21 protein-coding genes are annotated in these 21,141 nt (G+C 64.1%); 8 read left to right on the top strand and 13 right to left on the bottom strand.

Going from position 1 to position 21,141, the window contains the following annotated elements; translation table 11 throughout:
• Positions 1 to 108: 108 nt before the first annotated feature.
• Genes rplI through HNQ39_RS14000 form a run of 5 tightly spaced genes read right to left on the bottom strand, consistent with a single transcriptional unit; the run spans position 109 to position 4,170 of the window.
• Positions 109 to 555, bottom strand: coding sequence for a 50S ribosomal protein L9 (gene rplI, locus HNQ39_RS14020; protein ID WP_184197083.1), 447 nt, complete (start codon positions 553 to 555; stop codon positions 109 to 111).
• Between the two features lie 4 nt (positions 556 to 559).
• Positions 560 to 2,155, bottom strand: coding sequence for an MlaD family protein (locus HNQ39_RS14015; protein WP_184197080.1), 1,596 nt, complete (start codon positions 2,153 to 2,155; stop codon positions 560 to 562).
• A complete protein-coding gene (locus HNQ39_RS14010; protein ID WP_184197077.1) occupies positions 2,148 to 2,552 on the bottom strand; it encodes an MlaD family protein in 405 nt (134 codons plus the stop codon). The genes HNQ39_RS14015 and HNQ39_RS14010 overlap by 8 nt, the downstream gene beginning before the upstream one ends.
• 3 nt (positions 2,553 to 2,555) lie before the next feature.
• Positions 2,556 to 3,344 (bottom strand): ABC transporter ATP-binding protein, encoded by a 789-nt coding sequence (locus HNQ39_RS14005; RefSeq protein ID WP_184197074.1) that lies wholly within the window; start codon positions 3,342 to 3,344, stop codon positions 2,556 to 2,558.
• A gap of 1 nt (position 3,345) precedes the next feature.
• Positions 3,346 to 4,170, bottom strand: coding sequence for an MlaE family ABC transporter permease (locus tag HNQ39_RS14000; RefSeq protein ID WP_184197071.1), 825 nt, complete (start codon positions 4,168 to 4,170; stop codon positions 3,346 to 3,348).
• A 56-nt stretch (positions 4,171 to 4,226) separates the two neighbouring features.
• Between HNQ39_RS14000 and HNQ39_RS13995 the strand changes: the two genes are divergently transcribed.
• The 3 genes from HNQ39_RS13995 to HNQ39_RS13985 all read left to right on the top strand — a co-directional run bounded on the left by HNQ39_RS13995 (position 4,227) and on the right by HNQ39_RS13985 (position 7,201).
• Entirely contained in the window at positions 4,227 to 4,664 is a 438-nt protein-coding gene (locus tag HNQ39_RS13995; RefSeq protein ID WP_184197068.1) for a DUF1844 domain-containing protein, read from the top strand.
• Complete coding sequence (locus tag HNQ39_RS13990) at positions 4,661 to 4,990, top strand: hypothetical protein (RefSeq protein WP_184197065.1); 330 nt, start codon at positions 4,661 to 4,663, stop codon at positions 4,988 to 4,990. The genes HNQ39_RS13995 and HNQ39_RS13990 overlap by 4 nt, the downstream gene beginning before the upstream one ends.
• A 159-nt stretch (positions 4,991 to 5,149) precedes the next feature.
• Positions 5,150 to 7,201 carry a sodium-translocating pyrophosphatase gene (locus HNQ39_RS13985; RefSeq protein WP_343075969.1) on the top strand — a complete coding sequence of 684 codons (2,052 nt, stop codon included), beginning with the start codon at positions 5,150 to 5,152 and terminating at the stop codon, positions 7,199 to 7,201.
• 190 nt (positions 7,202 to 7,391) lie between these two features.
• On the opposite strand, the gene HNQ39_RS13980 is transcribed toward HNQ39_RS13985, so the two are convergent.
• Both HNQ39_RS13980 and HNQ39_RS13975 read right to left on the bottom strand, forming a co-directional pair.
• Entirely contained in the window at positions 7,392 to 7,769 is a 378-nt protein-coding gene (locus HNQ39_RS13980; RefSeq protein ID WP_184197059.1) for a hypothetical protein, read from the bottom strand.
• A gap of 6 nt (positions 7,770 to 7,775) precedes the next feature.
• Positions 7,776 to 8,249, bottom strand: coding sequence for a methylated-DNA--[protein]-cysteine S-methyltransferase (locus tag HNQ39_RS13975; protein WP_221290002.1), 474 nt, complete (start codon positions 8,247 to 8,249; stop codon positions 7,776 to 7,778).
• 57 nt (positions 8,250 to 8,306) lie between these two features.
• On the opposite strand from HNQ39_RS13975, the gene HNQ39_RS13970 reads away from it, so the two are divergent.
• Positions 8,307 to 8,786, top strand: coding sequence for a glutathione peroxidase (locus HNQ39_RS13970; protein WP_184197056.1), 480 nt, complete (start codon positions 8,307 to 8,309; stop codon positions 8,784 to 8,786).
• Here the strand turns inward: HNQ39_RS13970 and HNQ39_RS13965 are convergent.
• From HNQ39_RS13965 to HNQ39_RS13950, 4 genes are all read right to left on the bottom strand, one after another.
• Positions 8,767 to 11,106 carry an MFS transporter gene (locus HNQ39_RS13965; protein ID WP_184197053.1) on the bottom strand — a complete coding sequence of 780 codons (2,340 nt, stop codon included), beginning with the start codon at positions 11,104 to 11,106 and terminating at the stop codon, positions 8,767 to 8,769. The two genes, HNQ39_RS13970 and HNQ39_RS13965, sit on opposite strands and share 20 nt — an antisense overlap.
• Positions 11,107 to 11,321: 215 nt before the next feature.
• Positions 11,322 to 11,675, bottom strand: coding sequence for a 2Fe-2S iron-sulfur cluster-binding protein (locus HNQ39_RS13960; protein WP_184197050.1), 354 nt, complete (start codon positions 11,673 to 11,675; stop codon positions 11,322 to 11,324).
• Between the two features lie 76 nt (positions 11,676 to 11,751).
• Positions 11,752 to 13,248, bottom strand: coding sequence for a hypothetical protein (locus HNQ39_RS13955; protein ID WP_184197047.1), 1,497 nt, complete (start codon positions 13,246 to 13,248; stop codon positions 11,752 to 11,754).
• 31 nt (positions 13,249 to 13,279) lie between these two features.
• The gene (locus HNQ39_RS13950) at positions 13,280 to 14,275 is read right to left on the bottom strand and encodes a hypothetical protein (protein WP_184197045.1); all 996 of its coding nucleotides are present in this window, start codon (positions 14,273 to 14,275) and stop codon (positions 13,280 to 13,282) included.
• A 74-nt stretch (positions 14,276 to 14,349) separates the two neighbouring features.
• Between HNQ39_RS13950 and recN the strand changes: the two genes are divergently transcribed.
• The 3 genes from recN (at position 14,350) to HNQ39_RS13935 (ending at position 17,135) form a co-directional block, all read left to right on the top strand.
• Positions 14,350 to 16,008, top strand: coding sequence for a DNA repair protein RecN (gene recN / locus HNQ39_RS13945; RefSeq protein WP_184197043.1), 1,659 nt, complete (start codon positions 14,350 to 14,352; stop codon positions 16,006 to 16,008).
• 99 nt (positions 16,009 to 16,107) lie between these two features.
• The gene (locus HNQ39_RS13940; protein WP_184197040.1) at positions 16,108 to 16,737 is read left to right on the top strand and encodes a type II secretion system protein GspG; all 630 of its coding nucleotides are present in this window, start codon (positions 16,108 to 16,110) and stop codon (positions 16,735 to 16,737) included.
• Positions 16,738 to 16,739: 2 nt separating this feature from the next.
• Positions 16,740 to 17,135 (top strand): hypothetical protein, encoded by a 396-nt coding sequence (locus tag HNQ39_RS13935; RefSeq protein WP_184197037.1) that lies wholly within the window; start codon positions 16,740 to 16,742, stop codon positions 17,133 to 17,135.
• Here HNQ39_RS13935 and hppD read toward each other — a convergent pair.
• Positions 17,098 to 18,198, bottom strand: a complete 1,101-nt coding sequence (hppD, locus tag HNQ39_RS13930) for a 4-hydroxyphenylpyruvate dioxygenase (RefSeq protein ID WP_184197034.1) — start codon at positions 18,196 to 18,198, stop codon at positions 17,098 to 17,100. The genes HNQ39_RS13935 and hppD overlap by 38 nt on opposite strands.
• A 112-nt stretch (positions 18,199 to 18,310) precedes the next feature.
• On the opposite strand from hppD, the gene HNQ39_RS13925 reads away from it, so the two are divergent.
• Positions 18,311 to 19,570, top strand: a complete 1,260-nt coding sequence (locus HNQ39_RS13925) for an MFS transporter (RefSeq protein ID WP_184197031.1) — start codon at positions 18,311 to 18,313, stop codon at positions 19,568 to 19,570.
• Here HNQ39_RS13925 and HNQ39_RS13920 read toward each other — a convergent pair.
• A complete protein-coding gene (locus tag HNQ39_RS13920) occupies positions 19,560 to 21,128 on the bottom strand; it encodes a carboxyl transferase domain-containing protein (protein ID WP_184197028.1) in 1,569 nt (522 codons plus the stop codon). The two genes, HNQ39_RS13925 and HNQ39_RS13920, sit on opposite strands and share 11 nt — an antisense overlap.
• Between the last annotated feature and the right edge of the window lie 13 nt (positions 21,129 to 21,141).

Here is a 21,141-nt window from a genome sequence, read left to right as displayed (position 1 = left end):
AAGAGGGTCGCGCTCTAAGGCGCGGGGAGATGGCTCGGGGGAGATGGCACATAAAACACAAAAGGGCGCGGCTTAGTGCCGCGCCCTGGCTTGTCTGCGCGGCCTCGGCTACGCCTTTTCGACCGCCACGGTAACGGGAACCGTGATGTCCTTGTGGAGCTTGACATCGACATGGAAGGTGCCCACGGCGCGGATCGGGTCCAGCAGGAGCACGCGGCGCTTGTCCACGGTGACGCCAAGGTCGCTCTTGAGCGCGGCGGCGATATCGCCCGAGGTGATCGAGCCGTAGAGACGATCCCCGGCCCCGGCCTTGGTCACGATCTTGACGGTCTTGCCCTCAAGTGCGGCCTGGTCCTGCTGAGCCTGCGCCAGCTGTGCCTCGCTCTTGCGCTCCTCAGCGGCATGGCGAGCCTCCAGGTTCTTGAGCGCTCCACCCGAAGCGGAGACAGCAAGGCCACGGGGGAACAGGTAGTTGCGGGCGTAGCCATCGGAGACAGCGACAACCTCGCCCTCTTTCCCGACCTTGACCACATCCTTTTGTAAAATGACGTTCATAGTTTTACTTCCTTATCTGAAGGCCGACCGATGGACGATTCCCATTGCCGACGGAATCTAGCCCAAAGACCAGCGCAGTGTTGTTATTTAGACGCGCTCGGAGCCGTGTATTGGCAGTAAAGTGGTTGGGATCGAGCAGGTCGAGCCGCCATTGTAGCGGTCCTGCCTGCGTGTCGAAGCCAACTCCCAGCTTGCTGCCAAAGAGGCCGTAGCGCGTCCAGAGCTCTCCGCTTTTCTGCCCGAGCTGCACATTGACCCGATTACGCTCAGTCGCATCGGCCACTCCTACTCGGAAGAGCTGACCGCCTGAGACCTGTGCGTAGTTGGTATCGAGCTGAAAACGCTCCGCCTTTGTATCGTACAGAAAGTCTCCGGTCAAGCCCGGCTCGTACCAGGTTGGCTGTTTGCCCCTCTCCACAGGGCGATTTGGCGCGGGCGAGGTACTAATTTTTTTCTCACCCGGCAGGCGCAAGGTCTCCACACGGGCCATTAAATTTTTAATCGAGCCGCTAGCATCCTTCACATTGGCGACCGTCAGCTTGATATTGCCCAAGAGCTCCGGGTCGGTGGCGGTCTGGGAGAGCGTGCCTGCGGTGGCATCGAGTTTCTGGGAGATCGCCACCAAATTGTCCGAGACCTTGGTGAGGTTGCCAGTCGCCGCGATGATATTTCCCTTGAGGTTCTTATCCCCCACCAGTCCTGCCAGCTGCTCGGCGAGGCCGGCGGCACCGGAGGCGGCATCGTTGGCGGAGCGGAGCAGTGCCTTGATGCTCTCCCGGCTATCGGCGACCGTCAGCTTGGCCTCACGCGCCAGCCCCTCGGTCTCGGCGGCGATCCGTCCGCCGGACTTCATCACGGTATCGAGGTCCTTTACCAGAGTCTGGGTCTCGCGGGAGAGAACCACCACTTGTTTTTCGAGCAAGGGAACAATGCTCTTAGCCGAGGCCGCGACATCGGCGGCGTTGGCCAGCACCGTATCCACGCGTTTCATGGTTCCCGGCAGCAGCGCCGAGGTCGCCTGGAGGTTACGGAGCGTCCCCTGCAGATCGCCCTTGGGATCGTCGAGCGCCCCGATCGCCCCCAGTTTATTGATCTTCTCGCTCATTAGCCGGAGGTTGTGTGCGGTCGCCATGAGATCAGCGCGGAGGGCATCGTCGTTGGTGAACTTGCTCACCCCCGCCAGCGCCGAGTCCAGACCCGCGGCGGGCTCGCCGGCCAGAGGGCTCTGTTTGGTCGTCTCCTCGGTGATCAGGTCGCTCTTGTTGCCAGGGACAATGGTCACCACGGCACCGCCGCCCAGCAGACCAGACGAGACACTGATCTTGGAGTCCACGGGAATCTTCACATCGCGGTTGATCCGTAGCAGCGTGATCGCCTTACGGCCATCGGGGGCGAGCTGGACGCTCTTGACGGACCCGACTTGAAAGCCGGCGACCCGCACCTCCTCCATCCCCTTGAGCCCCTTGACATCGTCAAAGGCCACACGGAAGTCGACCGTGTTGCGCTCCTGGAAGGTTCGGTTGAGCCAGGTCCAGCAGAACACCAGCCCCCCAATTCCTGTGGTGACAACAACCCCCGTGACAAAATTGCCTCTACTCATAGACTCTCTCTTGGATCTGTGCCCCCGGCGCAAGAAGCGCGGTGGCGTGCCCCGGCTCGAGGTGCACAGTGGAGCTCCCCCCCAGAAGCGGAACCTCCACCCACGCCGACGAGTCCTGGCTCAGCTTCAGCTCCCGGGAGAGTCGCGCCTCCACCAGCACACGGCGCAGGTCGGAGGCGAGGTGCACTCGTGTGACATGTCCCACGGGAACACCGGCTATCTCGATAGGCTCACTTCCCCGAAGCCCTCGCGCATCCTTCAAGACAAGGGTCACGGGGTAGGAGTTCCGAGCCACTTGCATACGGTTGAGCCAGCTCTTGGCGAGCGAGCCTCCCACAGCGACGGTGGCTACGATAGCTCCCGTGAGAAAATAATTTTTTTGATTCCTGTGATTCATGACCTATCCAATCTCTATCGGGCCGTCGATCTCGCCACGAATAAACTGCTGGACAATGGGATCGTCGCTGTTTCGTACATCGTCGGGAGTGCCGTAGATCTGCGCCTTCCCTTCATAGAGCATCACTATTTTATCCGCGATTCGGAAGATACTCTGCATGTCATGGGAGACCACGACACTCGTGACTCCTTTTGTGTTACGCGTCCGCACGATCAGATCGTCGATCGCCGCCGCGGTCACGGGGTCAAGGCCGCTGGTTGGCTCGTCGTAGAGGACGATCTCCGGCTCGGTAGCGAGGGCGCGCGCCAGCCCCACACGGCGGCGCATCCCTCCCGAGAGCTCTGGCGGCATGCGCTTCTCGATCCCCGGCAGCCCGACTTCCTTGAGGAGCTCCTGGACCCGGCGCGTGATCTCCGCCCGCGGCGTCTTCTTGAACTCCCTACAGCGCGGTCCCCGCAGGAGCCCGAAGGCGATATTGGCGTAGACATTCATGGAGTCGAAGAGAGCGGCGTACTGGAAGACCACCCCCATCTTGGCGCGTATGGGAAGCAGCTCCCGCTCCTGCTTTCCGACAAGATCGACTCCATCTATAAGTAGCTCGCCGCTCGTTGCCGGGACCAGCCCCGCGATGCAGCGTAGGATCGTGGACTTGCCCGCTCCGGAGAGGCCCATGACGCAGAGAATCTCCCCCGGCGCGATATCCAGCGTGATCCCCGAGAGAATCTCCCGGTCATCGACCGTGTAGCACAGGTCCTTCAGCCGAATACGAGGGGGGGCAGGGGTTGTCTCCATCTTAGATCACCGACTTTGCCTTGAAGAACCAGGTCAGCACAAAGTCGGCTGCGAAGACAAGAATAATGGTAAAGACCACGGCGCGGTTGGTCGAGCGCCCGACACCCGCGGCCCCCCCCTTGGTCTCCAGCCCCTCACGGCAGGCGATCAGGGCGATAATGGCCCCAAAGACCAGCGCCTTGAGGAGCCCCTCGAAGATATCGGAGCCATTGGGTTCGAGCAGCTGACGGAAGGAGTCGGTGTACTGGCGGGCGGTCTGGCCCTGGTTTACCGCGATCACCCCGCCCCCAAAGACCCCAGCCGCATCCCCAAAGAGCGTGGTCACCGGCCCCATGATGAGGCAGGCCAGCAGGCGAGGGACAACTAAGTAGGCAACCGGGGAGATTCCCATGGCCCGGAGCGCATCGACCTGCTCGCTGGTCTTCATCGCCCCGATCTCGGCCGTGATCCCGGAGCCCACGCGGGCGATGAGGGTCACGGCGGTGATCAGCGGGCCGGTCTCACGCACAATGGAGAGCGCGACAATGCCTCCCAGGAGGTTCCCGATCCCGAGGTTGGTGAGGGAGCCGACCGTGTAGAGCGCCAGAACCGCCCCGGAGAACCCCACGGTGAGCAAGACAATCGGCACCGACTCCGTGCCCACGCTCGTGAGCTGGCGCGTAAAGTCACCGAGGTGGACTCCCTCTTTCCAGATCGCCTTAACCGCTCGTCCCAAGAGAGTCAAGAGCTCGCCCTGGTACTCGAAAGACCGGTAGAAGACCCGCTGGAGGAGCTTGGTGGTAGTCTCCCCGACCTCTTCAAAAACCTCTGCTGCGTCTGCCTTCATCCTGATGTCCAGTGTACCCCATTGCAGAGAGGGAGCCGCGCGTGCTACAATCCCCCATGCCCGAAGAAGAGGAAGAAGGATTCACCTTCCGCGACCGCCGACGTCTGACCACCGAGGAGACCGCCCCCGCCCCGCCCCCCGCACCCGCTGCCCCTGCACCCGCTCCAGAACCCGAGATTGAAGAGGCCCCTCTGGGCTACGACGAGGGTGAGGGCGACGAAGAAGAGAGCACAGAGCTCCCCGATGTCCGCTCGGTCTTGGCCCTCTTCATGGGCGAGCTACGCAACCTTGCGTGGCTCCGCATGGGGCTTGTCGCCAACCCGATGACCGGCCAGATCGAGCGCGATCTCGCCCAGGCCCAGATGGCGATCAACACGGTCGGCTTCCTCGCCGAGCAGCTAGAGCCCCATGTCGCCCCCGAGGAGCGCCTGCCGCTCAAGGCCATGGTGAGCGATCTTCGTCTTAACTTCGTGGAGCAGAGCAAGCGTCCATGACCTTAACCCGGGAGGCCACTGCGCTTACCCCCGATGCCTTCGAGGCACGCTTTAGTGACTTGGTCGAGCTGATCTGCGATGCGGCTCAGCTTGGCCATCCCAAGCCGTTCATGGAGGCGCAGTACACGCTCCTCAAGGCCTGGATGCACGATGAGTTCCCCCGTATCGCGGAGGTGTTCTCGGGCGTGCTCCAGAAAGAGTTTGAGAGCCTCTACCAGCCTGAGTCTTTGGCGTCCCTCCTCGCCCAGGACAGCGGCGCGCTCATGGTTCGTCTCCTCGATACCCAGGCCGCGATCGTGGCATGGAAAAACACACAGGCGAATTAGGGAAATTTTTCACAAAGTCGGGTATACTCTCTCTCGGCACCGACGTTTGCTGCCGTGCCCCTTTCGACGCCCTGAGCTTTTCTGGGTTCGCGGGCGCAAGACTTGCAGCAATCTAAGCCTTGATAATCGGAAGAGGAGGTCTGCCCTTTGGCAGGACAACTGAGCGCGCCCTGGATACTATCCCCCCTTGTGATTGGGTCTATCGGGCTTGCTTTTGCAATTTTTTTCTATGGGAATGTCCGTCGCCAGCCCATAGGCGGCACGGAGACCATGAATACCATCGCGAAGTACATTCGCGAGGGTGCCATGGCGTTTCTCAAGCGTGAGTACACGGTCCTCGCGGTCTACACCACGGTCGTCTTTCTTGCCTTAGGGTTCACGCTCGGCTGGCTTGCGGGCGGTGCCTTTGTCTTGGGCGCGTTTCTCTCCCTCCTGGCGGGCTACTGCGGCATGCAAGCAGCCACCCTCGCCAATGTACGCACGGCCGAGGCGGCCCGCCGCGGTAGCAAGCCCAATGCCCTCCTGATCGCGCTCGATGGCGGTGCGGTGATGGGCCTCGCGGTCGCGGGTCTCGGGCTGGTCGGCCTGACAGGGATCTATTGGTTCCTCCATGGCACCGACCAGATGAACGGGACACTCCATGCCTTCGCGGTGGGTGCCAGTAGTATCGCCCTCTTTGCCCGTATCGGTGGCGGTATCTACACTAAGGCCGCGGATGTGGGAGCCGATATCGCCGGCAAGGTGATCGAGGGAATCCCCGAGGACGATCCCCGCAACCCGGGCGTGGTCGCCGATAATGTTGGGGATAACGTGGGGGATGTGGCCGGCATGGGCGCAGATATCTACGAGTCCATGGTCGCTGCGATTGTCTCGGCCGTGGCCATTGCGCTCACCACCGCTGACATGGGCCACCTCAAGAGCCTCGCCCCCACTCTCTCCGAAGAGGCTGAGCGCGCTCTGGGTGGTGCTCTCCCGCTGATCCTCTCCGGAGTCGGGCTGGCGATCTCGCTGCTCGGAATCTTCTTGGCACGTGCGCTCCGCAACAGCAAGCCCGCCAGTGTCCTGCGCAACTGTCTGATCATCCCCCCGATCGCGCTCACCGTTGTCTCAGCGATCCTCATGCCCCTCTTAGGCGCGACCCAGGCCGTGACCATCTGTCTCGCGGCGGGTGCGATTGGAGGCGCGGCGATCGGGCTGGTGACGGAGTACTACACCGCCCATAAGCCGATCCGCCGTGTCGCGGAGTCGTCGCAGACCGGCGCGGCCACCAATATCATCCAGGGCCTCGCGGTCGGTAAAGAGTCGGTGATCGTCCCCATGGCGATCCTCTGCGCCGTGGCCTGGCTCTCCAATGCCCAGCTGGGGCTCTACGGAGTCGCGCTGGCGGCCGTAGGAATGCTGGCGGGCACCGCGATCGTAATGACAGTCGATGCCTACGGCCCGATCTCCGATAACGCGGGCGGCATCAGCGAGATGAGCGGCCTCGGTAAAGAGGTCCGCGACATCACCGACGAGCTGGACTCCGTGGGTAACACCACCGCGGCGATTGGGAAGGGCTTTGCCATCGGCTCCGCCACCCTCACCGTAGTCGCACTCTTCTCCGCCTACTCGATGGAGATCAGCCACGCCCGTGGGAAGCCGTTCCACATTGAGCTCACCGATGCGACCGTCCTGATCGGCGTGCTTCTGGGCGCGATCCTCCCCTTCTGGGTGGGTGCCTCGACCATGCTCGCGGTGGGACGCGCCGCCGGGAAGATTGTCGTGGAGATCGCCCGGCAGTTCAAGGAGATTCCTGGTCTCCTCGAAGGTAAGGCCGACCCGGAGCCCGCTCATATTGTCGATATCGCCACCAAGGCCGCGCTGATCGAGATGATCCAGCCGGGTCTGGTCGCCATCCTCGCCCCCATCCTCACGGGCTTCTTCCTTGGCCCCACCGCCCTCGCCGGCATGCTCGCTGGTGCGCTAGCGGTCGGCTCCACCCTCAGCCTCTTCATGGCAAACTCGGGCGGCGCGTGGGACAACGCCAAGAAGCACATTGAGAAGGGCGATATGGAAGGCCACGCTAAAGGCGGCGATGCCCACAAAGCCGCCGTCGTGGGCGACACGGTCGGCGACCCCTTCAAAGACACCTCCGGCCCGGGCGTCTCGATTCTTATCAAGGTCATGAGCGTCGTCAGCCTGCTGATCGCGCCGCTTATCGCCAACCGGTAGAACTCCGGCATCCCTCCCCCCTGCCCCCTCCCTTCCCCTGAGACCCGACTTCGTCGGGGGGAAGGGAGGGGGGGACTAGCTCAACCCACCCCTCTGACTCCCCTCCCTTCGTCCCCGCGAAGCGGGAAACAGAGCGAAGGGAGGGGCCGGGGGAGGGATGTCAAAAGGGATGCCACGGGGCGTTTTGTTTTTAGAGCCCAAATCCGCTGGTAAAGCCCCAGGACCAGCGGCGAGCTTTGCAGTTTGGGCAACGGTGCAAGGCGACGAATAGGTACTCCATCAGCTCTAAAAACCGTCCCCAGAGATAGGCTCCCAGCACAACAAGGGGAATCCCGATAACAAACCCGACTGGCATTACCCACCAGGGTAGGTGCGGAGGTGTGGCGCTATGGGCAACGCGGCGTGCGGCATGGGCAACGCGGCGTGCGGCATGGGCGACAACCTGAAGCGCGACAGAGAAGGATCCCACGGAGATTCCCAGAAGCACCATGAGATACATGCCACAGGAGACGGCAGGCAGACAGCCAAATGCCTCGACCTGTTCACACTTGCGGCAGCGGTAGAGCATGGTGGTCTAGAACAGGCTGGGCTGTTCGCTCTCGAAGGCGAGGAGGCGGGACTTGACTCCCGTGCCGTAGGCGAAGCCGCCCAGGCCGCCGTCGGCGGCAATCACGCGGTGGCAGGGGACGATCAGGGGGATGGGGTTGGCACCGCTGGCGGCCCCGACCGCGCGGGCGGCGTCTTTGTTGCCCACGGCAGCGGCGATCTGGCCGTAGGTGCGGGTCTGGCCGTAGGGAATCTTGGCGACCTCGGCCCAGACCAGCTTCTGGAACTCCGTCCCCTCGGGGGCGAGCGGGAGCTCAAAGACCGTCCGCTCACCGTCGCAGAACTCCTGAATCTGGCGCTTGGCCTGGCGGGTCTTGAGAGGGTCGAGGGTGCTCCCCTCCGGCGCGCTCTCGCTAAAATCCAGCGACACCACCGCCCCATCGTCGTCCACGGCCACGGTCATGACGCCAAAGCGGGTCTCGAAGGTCTCTGCGTAGATCATGGAACCATTGTAGCGCAAGAGTCGTATCTTTGGCGTAAGGATACAACAAGGATCAACATGGCTTCTCTCTACGACTTCACCCTTCCCAATATCGACGGCACCGAGACCGCGCTCCAGAGTTACACGGGGCACGTGCTCTTGATCGTCAATGTCGCCAGCAAGTGCGGCCTGACGCCCCAGTACGCCCAGCTTGAGGCGCTTCACCAGCAGTACAAGGACAAGGGGCTGCGGATTCTGGGCTTCCCCGCCAACAACTTCGGCGCGCAGGAGCCCGGTACCGAGGCCCAGATCAAAGAATTCTGCTCCCTCACCTACGGGGTCACCTTTGACATGTTCAGCAAGATCAGTGTCAAGGGCGAGGACATCCACCCGCTCTACGCCTACCTCACCGGCCTGCCCGCTCCCCTCGGCGGCGAGATCGAGTGGAACTTCGGCAAGTTCTTGGTCGGCAAGGACGGCAAGGTTATCGCCCGCTTCTCGGCCAAGACCAAGCCCGACGATCCCACGGTGGTCGCGGCTATTGAGGCGGCGCTTTAGCGAGCATTAGCAGGGCGAGGAGTGCCTCCTCGGCGGGGGGATCGTTGTCGTGGCGGGCGAGCTCGGGGAGGCGCTGGGTCAGGCCCAGGTAGTCCCCTTGGCTAAAGACTTCCAGCAGGGCACGGTCGGAGACCAGCTTGTGCAGGGCTTCGTCGCGTGCCATCCCCTTGAGCGAGAGCAGCGGGTAGAGGGTCCCCGGCGGCAGGATCGTGTCCGCGGCGGCATAGAGTGCCTGCAAGTACGAGAGGCCCTTGCCCTCCAGGCGCCGCGCCATCTTTAGCAGAAACGGAAAGTGACTCTCCGGCTTGGGCGCATGGGCGCGCACCAGCCGCGAGAGCGCCACGGAGAGTCGCGCTAACACCGCCGGGTCTGCTTCGTCGGTGAGCTTCACGGTTAGCAGCCAGAGCAGCTCCGGGACGGCGGGGGCGAGCTTCTCAATCGCACGGGCGGCGGCGAGGCGCATTCCCTGATCGACCTCGGGGACGAGCAGGGCGAGCAGGCGCTCCTCGGCCTCGGTACGGTCTTCCGGGCGCAGGTTCTCCCCAATCGCCGCTAAGGCCGCGCAGGCCGCCTCGCAGCGGGTCGGGCGATCCGGGTTGAGGGCGGCGAGCAGGGTCGGGGCCGAGGCCGGGTCGGCGAGGCGGCCCAGAGCGCGCAGGGCGGCCACGCGGACAGTTGCATTGGGGCCACGGGACGCCGCCTCCAGCGCGGGGGTAGCGGCGCGGTCGCCCAGAAATCCCAGCGCGTGTGCGGCCTCCTCGCCAATCGCGGCGGCGGGGTCAAGGAGCTTTGCGGCCAGCGCAGGAACCGCACGCGTGTCCCCGATCTCCCCCAGCGCCCGCGCCGCCGTGGCACGGACCGCGTGGGAGACATCGCCCAGCGCCTCCACCAGCTCCTCCACCGCCAGCGACGACTTCCGCTCCCCAAGCTCCCGCACGGTCTCCTCGCGCGCCTCGGCATCCGTGGTGCGAGCGAGGCGCTGGGCGCGTCGAAAGCCCCCCATGGTCCCCGTCCCGACCAGCTGCCCCAGCACGAAGCGGGTCGTCTTACTGTCCTCGATCTTAAGCTGGCGAAGCAAGATCAGCGCGGCCACGCGGACGATATCGGTGAGCAGGAACATCACCTTGTAGTTATTGAGGCCCGCGGGCAGGGGCAGATGCGAGAGCGCGGTCATCAGCGCCCCCCCGATAATGGGCGAGATCCCCCCCACCACTCCCGTAAACGCCGAGTAGACCGCCACATAGGTGCCGCGTTTATCGTCGGGGGTCATCGAGAGCAAAAGATTGAACTGGGTCAGCCCCACCGCGGCCCAGCCCGCCCCCGAGGTCACGTTCAGCACGACAATCAGCGGGTAGTTGAGCCAGTTTGCCCCGTGGCTCGTGAAGCACCAGAGCAGCGGTGCCACCAGCACCAGCCAGCTCCCGATCATCAGCACCGGGCGCCCCCCGTACTTATCGGCAAGGTAGCCCCAGAGCGGCATGGTCGCCAGGCTCGCCCCCGACGCCACCGCGCCCAGAACCTGCACCGAGAGATAGGGCAGCTCCAGCCCCGCCTTATCGACCTGCCAGGCCATGAAAAACTGCCCCGCCAGCGCCTGCCCCACGACCACCGTCCCCGCAAAGGCCAGAAACTGCCGGAAGCTCGGGTCGGCGAAGGGAGCCTTGAGCGACGTGAACGGGTTGGTCTTCTCGAGCTGGCGCACCATCGGGGGCTCGGGCTGGCGCAGGATCAGCAGAAAACACACGGCGGCCGGAATCGCGGCGAGACCGAAGAGAACCGGAAACCCCGCCTCAGGCTTGAGCTTGTCGAGGAGCCACGCGGCGGGTAGAGGCGCCAGCATCGCGACGATACTCGCGAGGCGGTTGCGGCCCGCAAAGTAGCGCCCACGGGCATCGTTGGGGACGAGGTCGCTCATCCAGCTGGTCCACGCCGGGACGGTGATCGTCAGGAGCGCCGAGGAGAGAATCAGCAGGAGCAGAAACGCCGCGAGCCGGAGCGGATCGGGGAGAAACAGTGCGACCAGGGCGAGAGCCGCCAGCGCCAGCCGCCCGGCACCCGCGGAGAACGCCACAAAGCGCCGCCGCTCGCCGCGTTTCTCGATGTAGAGAGAGGCCGGCACCTGCAAGAGCCCTACGGCGGCGGGGAGCCCAGCGAGCAGCCCTAAAACAAAGTCGTTGGCCCCGAGGTGGCGTGCAAACCCGATCTGGAACGCGCCGCCCGTGAGCACCACAAAGACCGTCGCCCAGAGCCCCTCTTGTGTGGAGATGCGTAGACCTCGGAGCGCTTCCATGCGCGAGATCGGTTCAGGTTCGTCGGCCATACCTGCTCAGTATACACAATAAAAAAATCGCCCCGGTTTAGACCGCCCCCGTTGGAGGGGGGCGTCTTGCTGTCGTCGCAAGCTCCGACACGAAGGGCTCCGCCCATCCCGAGTGAACTCGGGATTATGGCCGAAGGCCTTTGTGTCCGAGGAACGAGGACAGCAAGACGCCCCGCTCTAACCGGGGCGGTCTAAACGGGGCGATTCCGAGCGGCTCAGTCGGCGGGGCGCTCGCCGGCGCTGTCGAAGACCTTGCCGTCGGTGAAGAACGCGCCGCGTGCCTCCTTGCCCACCTCGCCCCAGACCGCGACCGTCAGGTCGTTCTGGACACGGATCTGGCAGGAGAGCCGGTGGGTCGCGATCAGCTCCGGGTCTTCCAGGGTGGACTCTTCCTCGTCGGACATGGGGGACACCTCGCCCTCCAGGATTCGGACGCGGCAGGTGGTGCAGGCGGGGACTCCCCCACAGCGGTGCAGGATCGGGATTCCTGCGTCTTCGATCGCAAGGACAAGCTTCTTGCCTTCGGGAACATCGAATGTCCCGTGGCCTTCAACGGTTAGTTTGGGCATGAGTTAGGTTCGTTTCTCCAATTGGAATGCTCTCTAGTTCCAGAGACACGCCGCGATTTCCTCCCTGAGCAGCGCGCTAAAACGGCGGCTCGCGGTCGGTGGAGACTCCTCGCAGGACGATACTGACGATCGTGGTCGGGGGCTGATCGCGCTCGAAGGCTCCCTCGATATCGGACCTTCGGGTGGTCTCAAAGCCAACCGGAATCCCGTTTCTATTGAGCCAGACACGCTCCGAGGTCGCGGAGACCATCGGGCGGTCAGCCCGTCCCCCCGTGCCGCGGACGGTGCGTACCAGCTCGATCACATCGGCCTGGGTGCCATCGGGGAGGGTCACGGGGCTCAGGAGGCGCACGGCCTCGTAGCCGGTGAGCGCGGGGGGACCTTCCAGGAGCCACTGGAGCGGCTCCAGAGCACTGCGGAGCGCGGCCTGGCGCAGGCTGGTCTCCAGGCGGGCTCCCTCCCGCAGGGGCGAAGGGCGCTTCTTACCGTCGGTGTCCTCGACGATAATCTGCGTGCCGTCGGCGCGGAGGATCTGGCTCACCGGGAAGGCGTCCTTCCCCTTCACGGTAACCAACGCGCTCCCGGGCCGCTGGAGCCAGAGGTCGTAGGTGCCGTTGTAGCCACCGCCGCGACCGGGATCGCGGGAGAGCTCACTGCGCTTGACAAGCTGGGTCGTGACAGTCGCGGCCGCATGGAGGGTAAAGAAGCGCTGGTGGGCACGCTCCCACTTCTCAAGCAGGGCGAGGGCCTGGGGATCGGACTGCACGGGAGGCGGCTCCTGTGGGCGCTCCTGGACCTTGATGGCCTTCTCGATATAGTTGGACGGAAGTGCCTGGTCAAAGGGCGCGACGTTCTTGGGCGCGGGCTTGTAGGTCTCCTTGCGGTAGGTGGTTCTCCCCTCGCGCAGCTCCCACTCCTCGGCGGCGGCGAGCGTGTGGCTCGACGTGAACCGATAGCGCCGGATCCGCTGGGGCCGACCGGGGCGGGGAATCAGGCTATCCGTCTCCAGCACGCTCCCGTCGCTGTCTTGCCAGATGCGGCTCAGCATCGCCCGCTCGGGCTCAATGGCCAGCTGCGCCCCGCAGCTCGTCCCCAGCGCGTCGAGCCGTGCGTACTGAAGTGTCCGGCTGATGGGTTTCACCTCGGCAAAGTAGAGGCGGGAGAACTCACGTGTGGTCTGCTTGTTGCGCTCATCGAGGGTCACGGCCAGGAGAGACTCACCGTCGGAGATCGCCTTTCGGACCGAGCGCCGGCCTGGGATGCCGTACTCATAGGTGAGGGCCAGCTTGTTTCCTGGAGCGGAGTAGAGTGTCTCTGTCGCACTCAGCCCCGCAGAGACGCGTCCTCGGCTGTCCACGATAGAGCTCAGCTCACACTGAAAGCTGGTCGCGTGGGCCGTGTCCCGTGCGGCGAGATAGGCGCGTCGGCCTGCCAGCTCACTCGAAAACGCAATCTTGGCGGGGAGCTTTGGCACCGCAGGAAGTGTTGGCGGCGGCGGCGGGATATTCTTTTGTGGGGGCGTGTTTTTTGCCTGAGCGGCCCCGATCAGGAGAAGAAATAAGAGTGCTTGCACAAGTCGCAGACGTAGCCTTTCTTGAGATTGTTCACCCTCGTAGGTTTCGCAGGAGGGCGGCGCGGGTGAGCTGCTGTCGCACCGACTCGCCCTGCCCCACGGAGAGAAGCGCCTCGGCAAAGTCCGTGGGCTCCAGCGGGTCGGTGAGGCCCAGCAGACCGGCAAGGCGGCGATACGAGAGAAGCTCCAGGGCCTCCTCGCTCGGCAGCTGCTCCGCGGTGCTGATGCGCTCCGTGGTGCGCTCCCAGGTCTGCTGGAGGGTCCAGGGCTTTATCCGGGGGAGGCGTGAGCGCGCATCGGTCTCGGCGGCGATCAGCACCTCGGCAGCCCCTTGAACACTGCGCACCAGATTGAGCGGGTCGCTCTCCGGGCGGTAGGTGCGCTCGTGGCTGACCTGGTAGAGCGCCCCCGTGCTCTGGGTTCCCTCCCCATGAAGCCCCCGGACCGTCCCCCCGAGCGCAGAGACCGCGGCGAGCTTGGGCTCCAGCTCATTGAGCCAGGTCAGGGCGGGCAGGTGGAGCAGCACCGAGAGCCGCATTCCCGTCCCCACATTGGCCAGCGATGCCGTCAGAAACCCAAAGCGCTCGTCGTGGGCAAAGTCGAGGCCGCGTGCCAGGAGGCGCTCCACCGTGCTCACTTGATGGTAGACACGCTCGGGCTGGCAGCCCGACGCGAGGGCTTGGAGGCGCAGGTGGTCCTCTTCATTGACCAGAATCGAGAGCGCGCCATCAGTGGCCAGCAGGGCCCACTGCCCCGGTGTGCCCTCGGCAAGCTTGGGAGAGATGCGCTGGTTGGCCACGAGCTCCTGGCGCTGGCTCTCGGTGAGCTTTGCGAGCTCCACCGGGTGTAGCAGGGTCAGGTCCCCGATCTTAGCAGCCTCCCGCACGAGCTGCGCCACCCGCTTGCGCTCGGTTGGGGTCGCCTTGTGGGGAAAGGGAAAGGCCGCCAGGTTGCGCGCCAGCCGCGCCCGCGTCGAGACCGCGATCTCCCGCTCCGCCCCGCTCTCCTCCAGCCAGCCAAAACTCACGCGGCTATTATAGCCGCTTTCCGGTTTTCGGCTACGCCAGAGAGTCTCTGGCGGTATAATTCTCACGCGTCGCTATGCTTACGGAACTATCAGTCGAGAACTTTGCGCTGGTCGAGCGGGTGCGCCTTCGCTTTGGGGCGGGGCTGAACCTGCTGACGGGCGAGACCGGGGCGGGAAAATCCATCCTGCTCGATGCCTTGGGCATGGTCTTGGGTGAGCGCACGAGCAGCGACTCAGTGCGGCACGGGGCGGAGAAGGCGCGTGTGGAGGCGGTCTTCACGGTCAGTAGCAGCGATCCCCGGCTCGCGCCCGCCCTGGAGAGCACCGGAATCGAGACCGAGGACGGCCTGCTGATCCTCTCCCGTGAGCTGAGCGCCAGCGGCAAGAGCAGCGCCCGGATCAACGGCCGCCCGGTGACAGTCGCGACCCTCAAGGCGATTGGGGATGCGCTGGTGGATATCCACGGCCAGCACGAGCACCAGTCCCTAATGCAGGTGGAGCGCCATGTGGACCTGCTGGATGCCTGGTGCGGCGGCGAGATCCAGAGGCTCAAGGACGCGGTGAGCGGGGCCTGGGACGCCTACGCCGCCGCCCGTGCGGAGCGTGAAGCCCTCCTGCGCGAGGCCCGTGAGCGCGCCCGCAACCTCGATCTCTACTCCTACCAGCGCGATGAGATCGACGCCGCAGCGCTTGTTGCCGGCGAGGAAGAAGAGGCACAGGCCGAGAAGCTACGCCTCGGGAGCGCCGAGCGCCTGCACGGGGCATCGGCGGCGGCCTATGCGGCACTGCAAGGCGGAGCACTCGATGGTCTCTCCCAAGCGGTCCGTGAGATCGAGCGGGCGCTGAAGTTCGACGATGGCCTGGGCTCTCTTTTAGAGATTCTCAACACCGCGCTCTACGCCGCCGACGATGCCATGCGCGAGGTGCGTGCCTACCGGGACTCGGTCGAGTTCAACCCGGAGCGCCTCTCGCAGATCGAGGACCGGCTCGATACCCTCAAAACCCTCAAGCGCAAGTACGGCGAGGACATTCCCGCCATTTTAGCCTACCGAGATGAGATCGGGCAGAAGCTCACGACTCTGGAAAACGCCGAGGAGCGCCTCGCGGAGCTGGAGGCGCTGGAGAAAGCGACCTTCGCGGAGGTGGAGCGGTATGCCGCCGCGCTGACCAAGGCGCGCAAGAAGGCAACCGAGCCCTTCGCCAAGGGAATCCAGACCGAGCTCAAGGACCTGGCGATGGCGGCCACGCGCTTCGCGGTCTCGGTCGAGCCACGCGAGCACGGCCCCGGCGGCGCGGATGCGGTCGAGTTCCTGATCTCCCCCAACCCCGGCGAGCCGCTCAAGCCCCTGGCAAAGATCGCCTCGGGCGGCGAGCTCTCGCGCGTCATGCTGGCCCTTAAGTCCGTGATGAGCAAGCATGTCGCTCCCCCGACCCTAGTCTTCGACGAGATCGACACGGGGATCGGGGGGCGCACGGCCACGACTCTGGCACAGAAGCTCCACACGCTCAGCCAAGCCGCCCAGACCCTCTGCATCACGCACCTACCGCAGATAGCAGCGCGCGGCGATGCGCACTTCTTTATCGAGAAACGCACCGAAAAAGGCCGCACGACGGTCAGCGTGCTCCCCCTCGACGGCGAAGCGCGGGTGCAAGAGCTGGCCCGCATGCTCGGCGGCAACGGCTCCGAGACCGTGCTCGCCCACGCCCGCGAGATGCTCCAACCAGGTGGATAGAGACGGGCGGCTAAAGCGGCCCGCGGGTGCGGCAAGACCCATGAATGGGCCTCCTTGGGGGTTCCGTAACCGGGGTGGGGCGGGAAGCGTTATTGGGATATGCGAAGCAAGACAAAGCGTTTCCTGATGGCGTTTGTGATGGGTCTGGTGGCGTTTTTGGTCACCGCACTTGTGGTGCTACAAAGCCTTCCAAAGATCCTATCAGGACATACCTTCCACAACGGAAGTACGCAGGTGTCCATGGTAAGGGTGATGCGACGTATTGAGCAATACCAGAAAGATCACGGAAAGCTCCCGGATACCCTTGCCGATTTGCCACTAGCGAAAGACGAAAACCTGGATGCTTGGAAGCGACCGTTGGTCTATGAGCGCCACGGCTCGCAAGCAATTCTTCGCACGCTGGGACGAGATGGCAAGCTCGGCGGCGAGGGAGTTGATGCGGACTTTACCTCAGAGACAAAGCGCCTCCCCAAACCCACAATCAGACAAATACTTCAAGGGTTTCAAAACCCGTGGACAGATGACTATCTCCAGAAATGCTTTGGTCTGTGCGTCCTGAACGGACTGCTCTGGTTTCTTACCCCCTACTTTTCCAAGGAAGAAGAAAACGCTCCAAAGCGCACTAAAACCTGGCATGTACTGAACTACGGCGGTCTCCTTGGGCTCTTTGCGGTGACTATCTTTGGCGCAGTCGCAATGGCCGCACTTGACGTTCCCACGGGGCACTGACAATGCAAGCTCGCTCGTTTGGCTACCTGCGCGATCCGCTGTTTCTGGTCTGTCTGGTGCTGTATTTTCTCAATCGGTTTGTGGGAAAGCCGCTGACGAGCGGCGGCTTCTTGCACGAGCACTTCAACGACCTGATCTGCGTGCCGTTCTGGCTCCCGATCTTGCTGTGGCTCTCCCGAAAAGCGGGGCTCCGCAAGACCGATGCGCCGCCGCTCTTGGGGGAAGTGCTCGTGCCCACGGCGGGCTGGACCGTGATCTTCGAGCTGTGGCTCCCCCTGCTCTCCCCGCGCTTTATCGGGGACCCGTGGGACATGACATGGTATCTCGTCGGCGGTATGGGAGCCTATTATTTTTGGCGGTTTACAGCGTCCCGCGGCGCTCTTGCTCGCGCTCGATAGCCTCGAAGAGGGCTTTGAAGTTCCCCTTCCCGAAGCTGCGAGAGCCGTGGCGCTCGATGATCTCAAAGAAGACGGTTGGGCGGTCCTCGACCGGCGCGGTGAAGATCTGAAGCAGATAGCCTTCGTCGTCGCGGTCCACTAAGATTCCCAGCTCGGCGATCTCTTTAAAGTCCTCGTCGATCTCCCCCACACGGTCGGGGAGGGCATCGTAGTAGGTCTGGGGGACGCGGAGGAAGTTTACGTCGTTGGCGCGGAGCTGGCGGACGGTCTGGAGGATGTTCTTGGTGCCCATGGCGATATGCTGCACGCCAGGGCCGCCGTAGAACTCCAGGTACTCCTCGATCTGGCTCTTCTTACGCCCCTCGGCGGGCTCGTTGAGCGGGAACTTGATGCGCCCGTTGCCGCCCTGAACCACCTTGCTCATCAGCGCCGTGTACTCCGTGGAGATATCTTTCTCATCGAAGTGCACCAGCTGTGAGAAGCCCAGGATGCGCTCGTAGAAGCCCACCCACTCGTCCATCTTGCCCTCTTCCACATTGCCGACAATATGGTCGATCGCCTCCAGCCCACAGCCGACTGCGGGCTTGCGGTAGCGGTCGGGATCGAGGGGAGCGTAGCCGGGCGCGAAGACTCCGGTGTAGTGGTCGTGGTTGACAAAGCTATGGGTCGTGTCGCCATAGGCCTTGATGCTGGCAAAGGTCACACTGCCATGGTCATCGGTGATTGTGGTGGGCGGTGTGACTCCCACCGCGCCGCGCTCGACCGCCAGCTGGTAGGAGAGCGCCACATCGTCCACCTCCAGCGCCACATCGCGGACCCCGTCGCCGTGGAGCTGGAGCCGGCCGGCCTCCGGGTGCCCGGCACGTAGCGGCGACTCCAGCACCAGGGTGATATTGCCCTGGCGCATCACATAGCCCGCCTCGGTCTGGGAGCCGGTCTCCAGCCCTTTATAGGCCGCGATCTCAAACCCAAAGGCATTGCGATAAAAATACGCGGACTGGCGCGCGTTGCCGACAAAAAAGCGCACGTGGTGGATGCGCCGCAGGGGAATGTCCTGAATCATCTTTGAACCTCTATTGTCTCCATCATACCCTAAAATCATTAGGACTGTCTGCATTTAGGGCAAGGACTATTTTCCTATAGCCCTCCCCGCCCCACACGGTACAATTGAGGCAATGACCCGCAAGCCGCCGCCGCCCGAATGGCTCTTTCTCCTCGCTCTGTGTGCCGTCTCAGCCCTGGCCGAGCTAGGGTTCGTGATCGTCAATATCTCCTCGCTCCCTGTGTTCTTGAAGTTCGGGCTACACCTCCCCAACCTACCAGGAATCGCGCTGGCGGCCTACTACCTCGTTGAGGCGCTCGCCAACTCGCCCATGGGAGCGCTCGCCGACCGCCTGGGACGGCGGCGGCTCATGGTCTTGGGAACCTGTCTCTCCATCCTGACCTGCCTGGCGACCTCGCAGATCCATACCCCGGTGGGTGCTCTCTCGATCCTAGGCGTGACCGCCCTCGTCCTGCTGCTTCGTGCCCTCGACGGCCTGGGAGCGGCGATGCTCTGGCCCAATGTCTATGCGTCGGCGGCGGATCGGGTCGCGCCCGAGCGACAGGCACAGGCCAACACCCTCATCACCATGGCCTACATGGCCACGATCGCGATTGGTCCCAAGGTGGGGGGATGGCTCAACGAGACCTTTGGGAAGAGCTTTGCGGCATCGGAGCCGGGGCGCTACGTGCCGTCGTTTGTCTTTGCCGCGGGGTGCTTTGCCGCAACATCGGTGCTCTCCTACTTTATCGCCCCACGCCGGAGCGAGGCGCATGCTGCCCCTACGGATGGGGAGCACGCGCCGGTGTCCAAGAGTGCGCTCCTCGACGCTCTGCGGAAGATCCCTTGGCTCTTAGGCCTGATCTGCCTGATCTTTGTGGCGATTGGCCTTATCGCGCCCTATGCCAAGCCCTACTTCATGGAGCGCTTTTCGATCTCGGAGGAGAGCTTTGGGAACCTGCTGCTTGCTCCGGCGGTCTTGATCGGCCTTGTGGCGGCACCGCTGGGAAGGCTCGCGGATAGGTGGGGCAAGACCCAGGCGATCCAGCTCGGCACCGCGCTCTGTGCGGTCGCCCTCTGGGGGCTGCTCTTTGGCGCACACCAGAACCTGATCATTGTCTTTGGGACGCTGATGGGAGTGGGCTTTGTGCTCGCGTTCCCCTCCTACATGGCCTATGTCGCGGAGATGGCCCCGGAAAAGGAGCGGGGGGGGATGATCGGAGCCGTCCGCATGGTGCAGGGGATCGGCGCGATGCTCGGCTCTATCCTCTCCTCACCCCTCTACACCGTGGGGTCGGGCCATCACTTTATCTTCTATCTCGCGGCGGGAATTCTCACACTTGGTTTTATTCTCTCGCTCGTTGTGGTCAAGCCCCGCAAGCTCACATCCTAAACACTCCAAAGGTCGTGGGTTCGGCAGGGTGAGCGCAGGCGGCGGCCAGCCCGAGGCCGAGGGCGCGTCGGGTGTCACAGGGGTCGAGGATGCCATCGTCCCACAGGCGCGCCGTGGCGTAGTAGGGGTTGCCCTCGCGCTCGTAGGTAGTAATAGTCGCCGCTTCTTCATCGGCGGTCATCGCCTCGCCCTTGACGGTCTTGAGCACCGCGGCGGCCTGGGGGCCGCCCATCACCGAGATACGGGCACCCGGCCACATCCAGAGCTGGCGCGGCCCGAAGGCACGGCCACACATGCCGTAGTTGCCCGCCCCAAAGCTCCCCCCGACAATCACGGTGAACTTGGGGACACGGGCACAGCTCACGGCCATCACCAGCTTTGCCCCGTGCTTGGCGATCCCCTCGTGTTCGTAGCGGCTCCCCACCATGAAGCCCGTGATGTTCTGCAGAAAGAGCAGCGGAATCCCCCGCTGGCAGCAGAGCTCGATAAAGTGGGCCCCCTTGAGCGCGGACTCCGAGAAAAGAATCCCATTATTGGCGACAATCCCCACCGGCCAGCCCTCCAGGCGCGCAAAGCCGCAGACCAGTGTCTGGCCGTAGCTAGGCTTGAACTCATGGAAGCGCGAGCCATCCACGAGGCGTGCGATCACCTCGCGGATCTCAAAGGGCTGGCGCAGGTCGGCGGGCAAGATGCCGTAGAGCTCGTCGGCGGGATAGAGCGGCTCCTCGGGGGCATAGGGCGGCGCGACCGGTGTGTAGGGCAGGTGCGCCACGGCCTCACGTAGCAGCGCCAGGGCCTCGTCCTCGGTCTCCGCTAAGTAATCCGCGACCCCGGAGAGCCGGGTGTGGACCTCGCCGCCCCCCAGCGCCTCCGCGGTGACTTCCTCGCCAGTGGCGGCCTTGACCAGCGGCGGACCGCCCAGAAAGATCGTCCCATTGCCCTTGACAATCACGGTCTGGTCGCTCATGGCCGGGACATAGGCTCCCCCCGCGGTGCAGCTTCCCAGCACCGCCGCGAGCTGGGGAATCCCCGCCGCGCTCATCTGGGCCTGGTTGTAGAAGATGCGTCCAAAGTGCTCTTTGTCGGGGAAGACCTCGGCCTGGAGCGGGAGAAAGGCACCACCGGAGTCCACCAAGTAGAGGCAAGGAAGCCGGTTCTCCAGCGCGAGCTCCTGGAGGCGCAGGTGTTTCTTGACGGTCAGCGGGAAGTAGGTTCCTCCCTTGACAGTCGCATCGTTGGCGACAATCGCGCAGGGGCGGCCCTGGATGGTCCCAATCCCCGTGACAATCCCCGCGCCGGGTGCCTGGTCACCGTAGAGCCCATCGGCGGCGAGGGTGGAGAGCTCCAGAAACGGGGCACCCGGATCGAGGAGGGCTGTGATGCGCTCCCGCGCCAGCTTCTTGCCTCGGCTCCGGTGCTTGGCGACCGTCTCCGGGCCGCCGCCCTCACAGACAGCCGCCTGCTTCTGGCGCAGGGTCGCGATCAGGGTTTCGTAGTGTGCCGCGTTCTGCCGAAAGGTCGGCGCGGCGGTGTCAACAGCGGTGTCGAGCAGCTCCATGGCACGATTGTAC

This window comes from Armatimonas rosea, assembly GCF_014202505.1.
In the GTDB taxonomy this organism is placed as follows: Bacteria; Armatimonadota; Armatimonadia; order Armatimonadales; family Armatimonadaceae; genus Armatimonas; species Armatimonas rosea.
This window is presented reverse-complemented; position numbering and strand designations above follow the sequence as displayed.

What these genes read in the sequence shown, in the direction of transcription:
- HNQ39_RS14010 (WP_184197077.1), bottom strand. Translation starts at nt 2,552, where the DNA reads ATGAATCACAGGAATCAAAAAAATTATTTTCTCACGGGAGCTATCGTA.
- HNQ39_RS14000 (WP_184197071.1), bottom strand. Translation starts at nt 4,170, where the DNA reads ATGAAGGCAGACGCAGCAGAGGTTTTTGAAGAGGTCGGGGAGACTACC.
- rplI (WP_184197083.1), bottom strand. Translation starts at nt 555, where the DNA reads ATGAACGTCATTTTACAAAAGGATGTGGTCAAGGTCGGGAAAGAGGGC.
- recN (WP_184197043.1), top strand. Translation starts at nt 14,350, where the DNA reads ATGCTTACGGAACTATCAGTCGAGAACTTTGCGCTGGTCGAGCGGGTG.
- HNQ39_RS13925 (WP_184197031.1), top strand. Translation starts at nt 18,311, where the DNA reads ATGACCCGCAAGCCGCCGCCGCCCGAATGGCTCTTTCTCCTCGCTCTG.
- HNQ39_RS13960 (WP_184197050.1), bottom strand. Translation starts at nt 11,675, where the DNA reads ATGCCCAAACTAACCGTTGAAGGCCACGGGACATTCGATGTTCCCGAA.
- HNQ39_RS13970 (WP_184197056.1), top strand. Translation starts at nt 8,307, where the DNA reads ATGGCTTCTCTCTACGACTTCACCCTTCCCAATATCGACGGCACCGAG.
- HNQ39_RS13965 (WP_184197053.1), bottom strand. Translation starts at nt 11,106, where the DNA reads ATGGCCGACGAACCTGAACCGATCTCGCGCATGGAAGCGCTCCGAGGT.
- HNQ39_RS13940 (WP_184197040.1), top strand. Translation starts at nt 16,108, where the DNA reads ATGCGAAGCAAGACAAAGCGTTTCCTGATGGCGTTTGTGATGGGTCTG.
- HNQ39_RS14015 (WP_184197080.1), bottom strand. Translation starts at nt 2,155, where the DNA reads ATGAGTAGAGGCAATTTTGTCACGGGGGTTGTTGTCACCACAGGAATT.
- HNQ39_RS13935 (WP_184197037.1), top strand. Translation starts at nt 16,740, where the DNA reads ATGCAAGCTCGCTCGTTTGGCTACCTGCGCGATCCGCTGTTTCTGGTC.
- HNQ39_RS13975 (WP_221290002.1), bottom strand. Translation starts at nt 8,249, where the DNA reads ATGATCTACGCAGAGACCTTCGAGACCCGCTTTGGCGTCATGACCGTG.
- hppD (WP_184197034.1), bottom strand. Translation starts at nt 18,198, where the DNA reads ATGATTCAGGACATTCCCCTGCGGCGCATCCACCACGTGCGCTTTTTT.
- HNQ39_RS14005 (WP_184197074.1), bottom strand. Translation starts at nt 3,344, where the DNA reads ATGGAGACAACCCCTGCCCCCCCTCGTATTCGGCTGAAGGACCTGTGC.
- HNQ39_RS13995 (WP_184197068.1), top strand. Translation starts at nt 4,227, where the DNA reads ATGCCCGAAGAAGAGGAAGAAGGATTCACCTTCCGCGACCGCCGACGT.
- HNQ39_RS13980 (WP_184197059.1), bottom strand. Translation starts at nt 7,769, where the DNA reads ATGCTCTACCGCTGCCGCAAGTGTGAACAGGTCGAGGCATTTGGCTGT.
- HNQ39_RS13920 (WP_184197028.1), bottom strand. Translation starts at nt 21,128, where the DNA reads ATGGAGCTGCTCGACACCGCTGTTGACACCGCCGCGCCGACCTTTCGG.
- HNQ39_RS13990 (WP_184197065.1), top strand. Translation starts at nt 4,661, where the DNA reads ATGACCTTAACCCGGGAGGCCACTGCGCTTACCCCCGATGCCTTCGAG.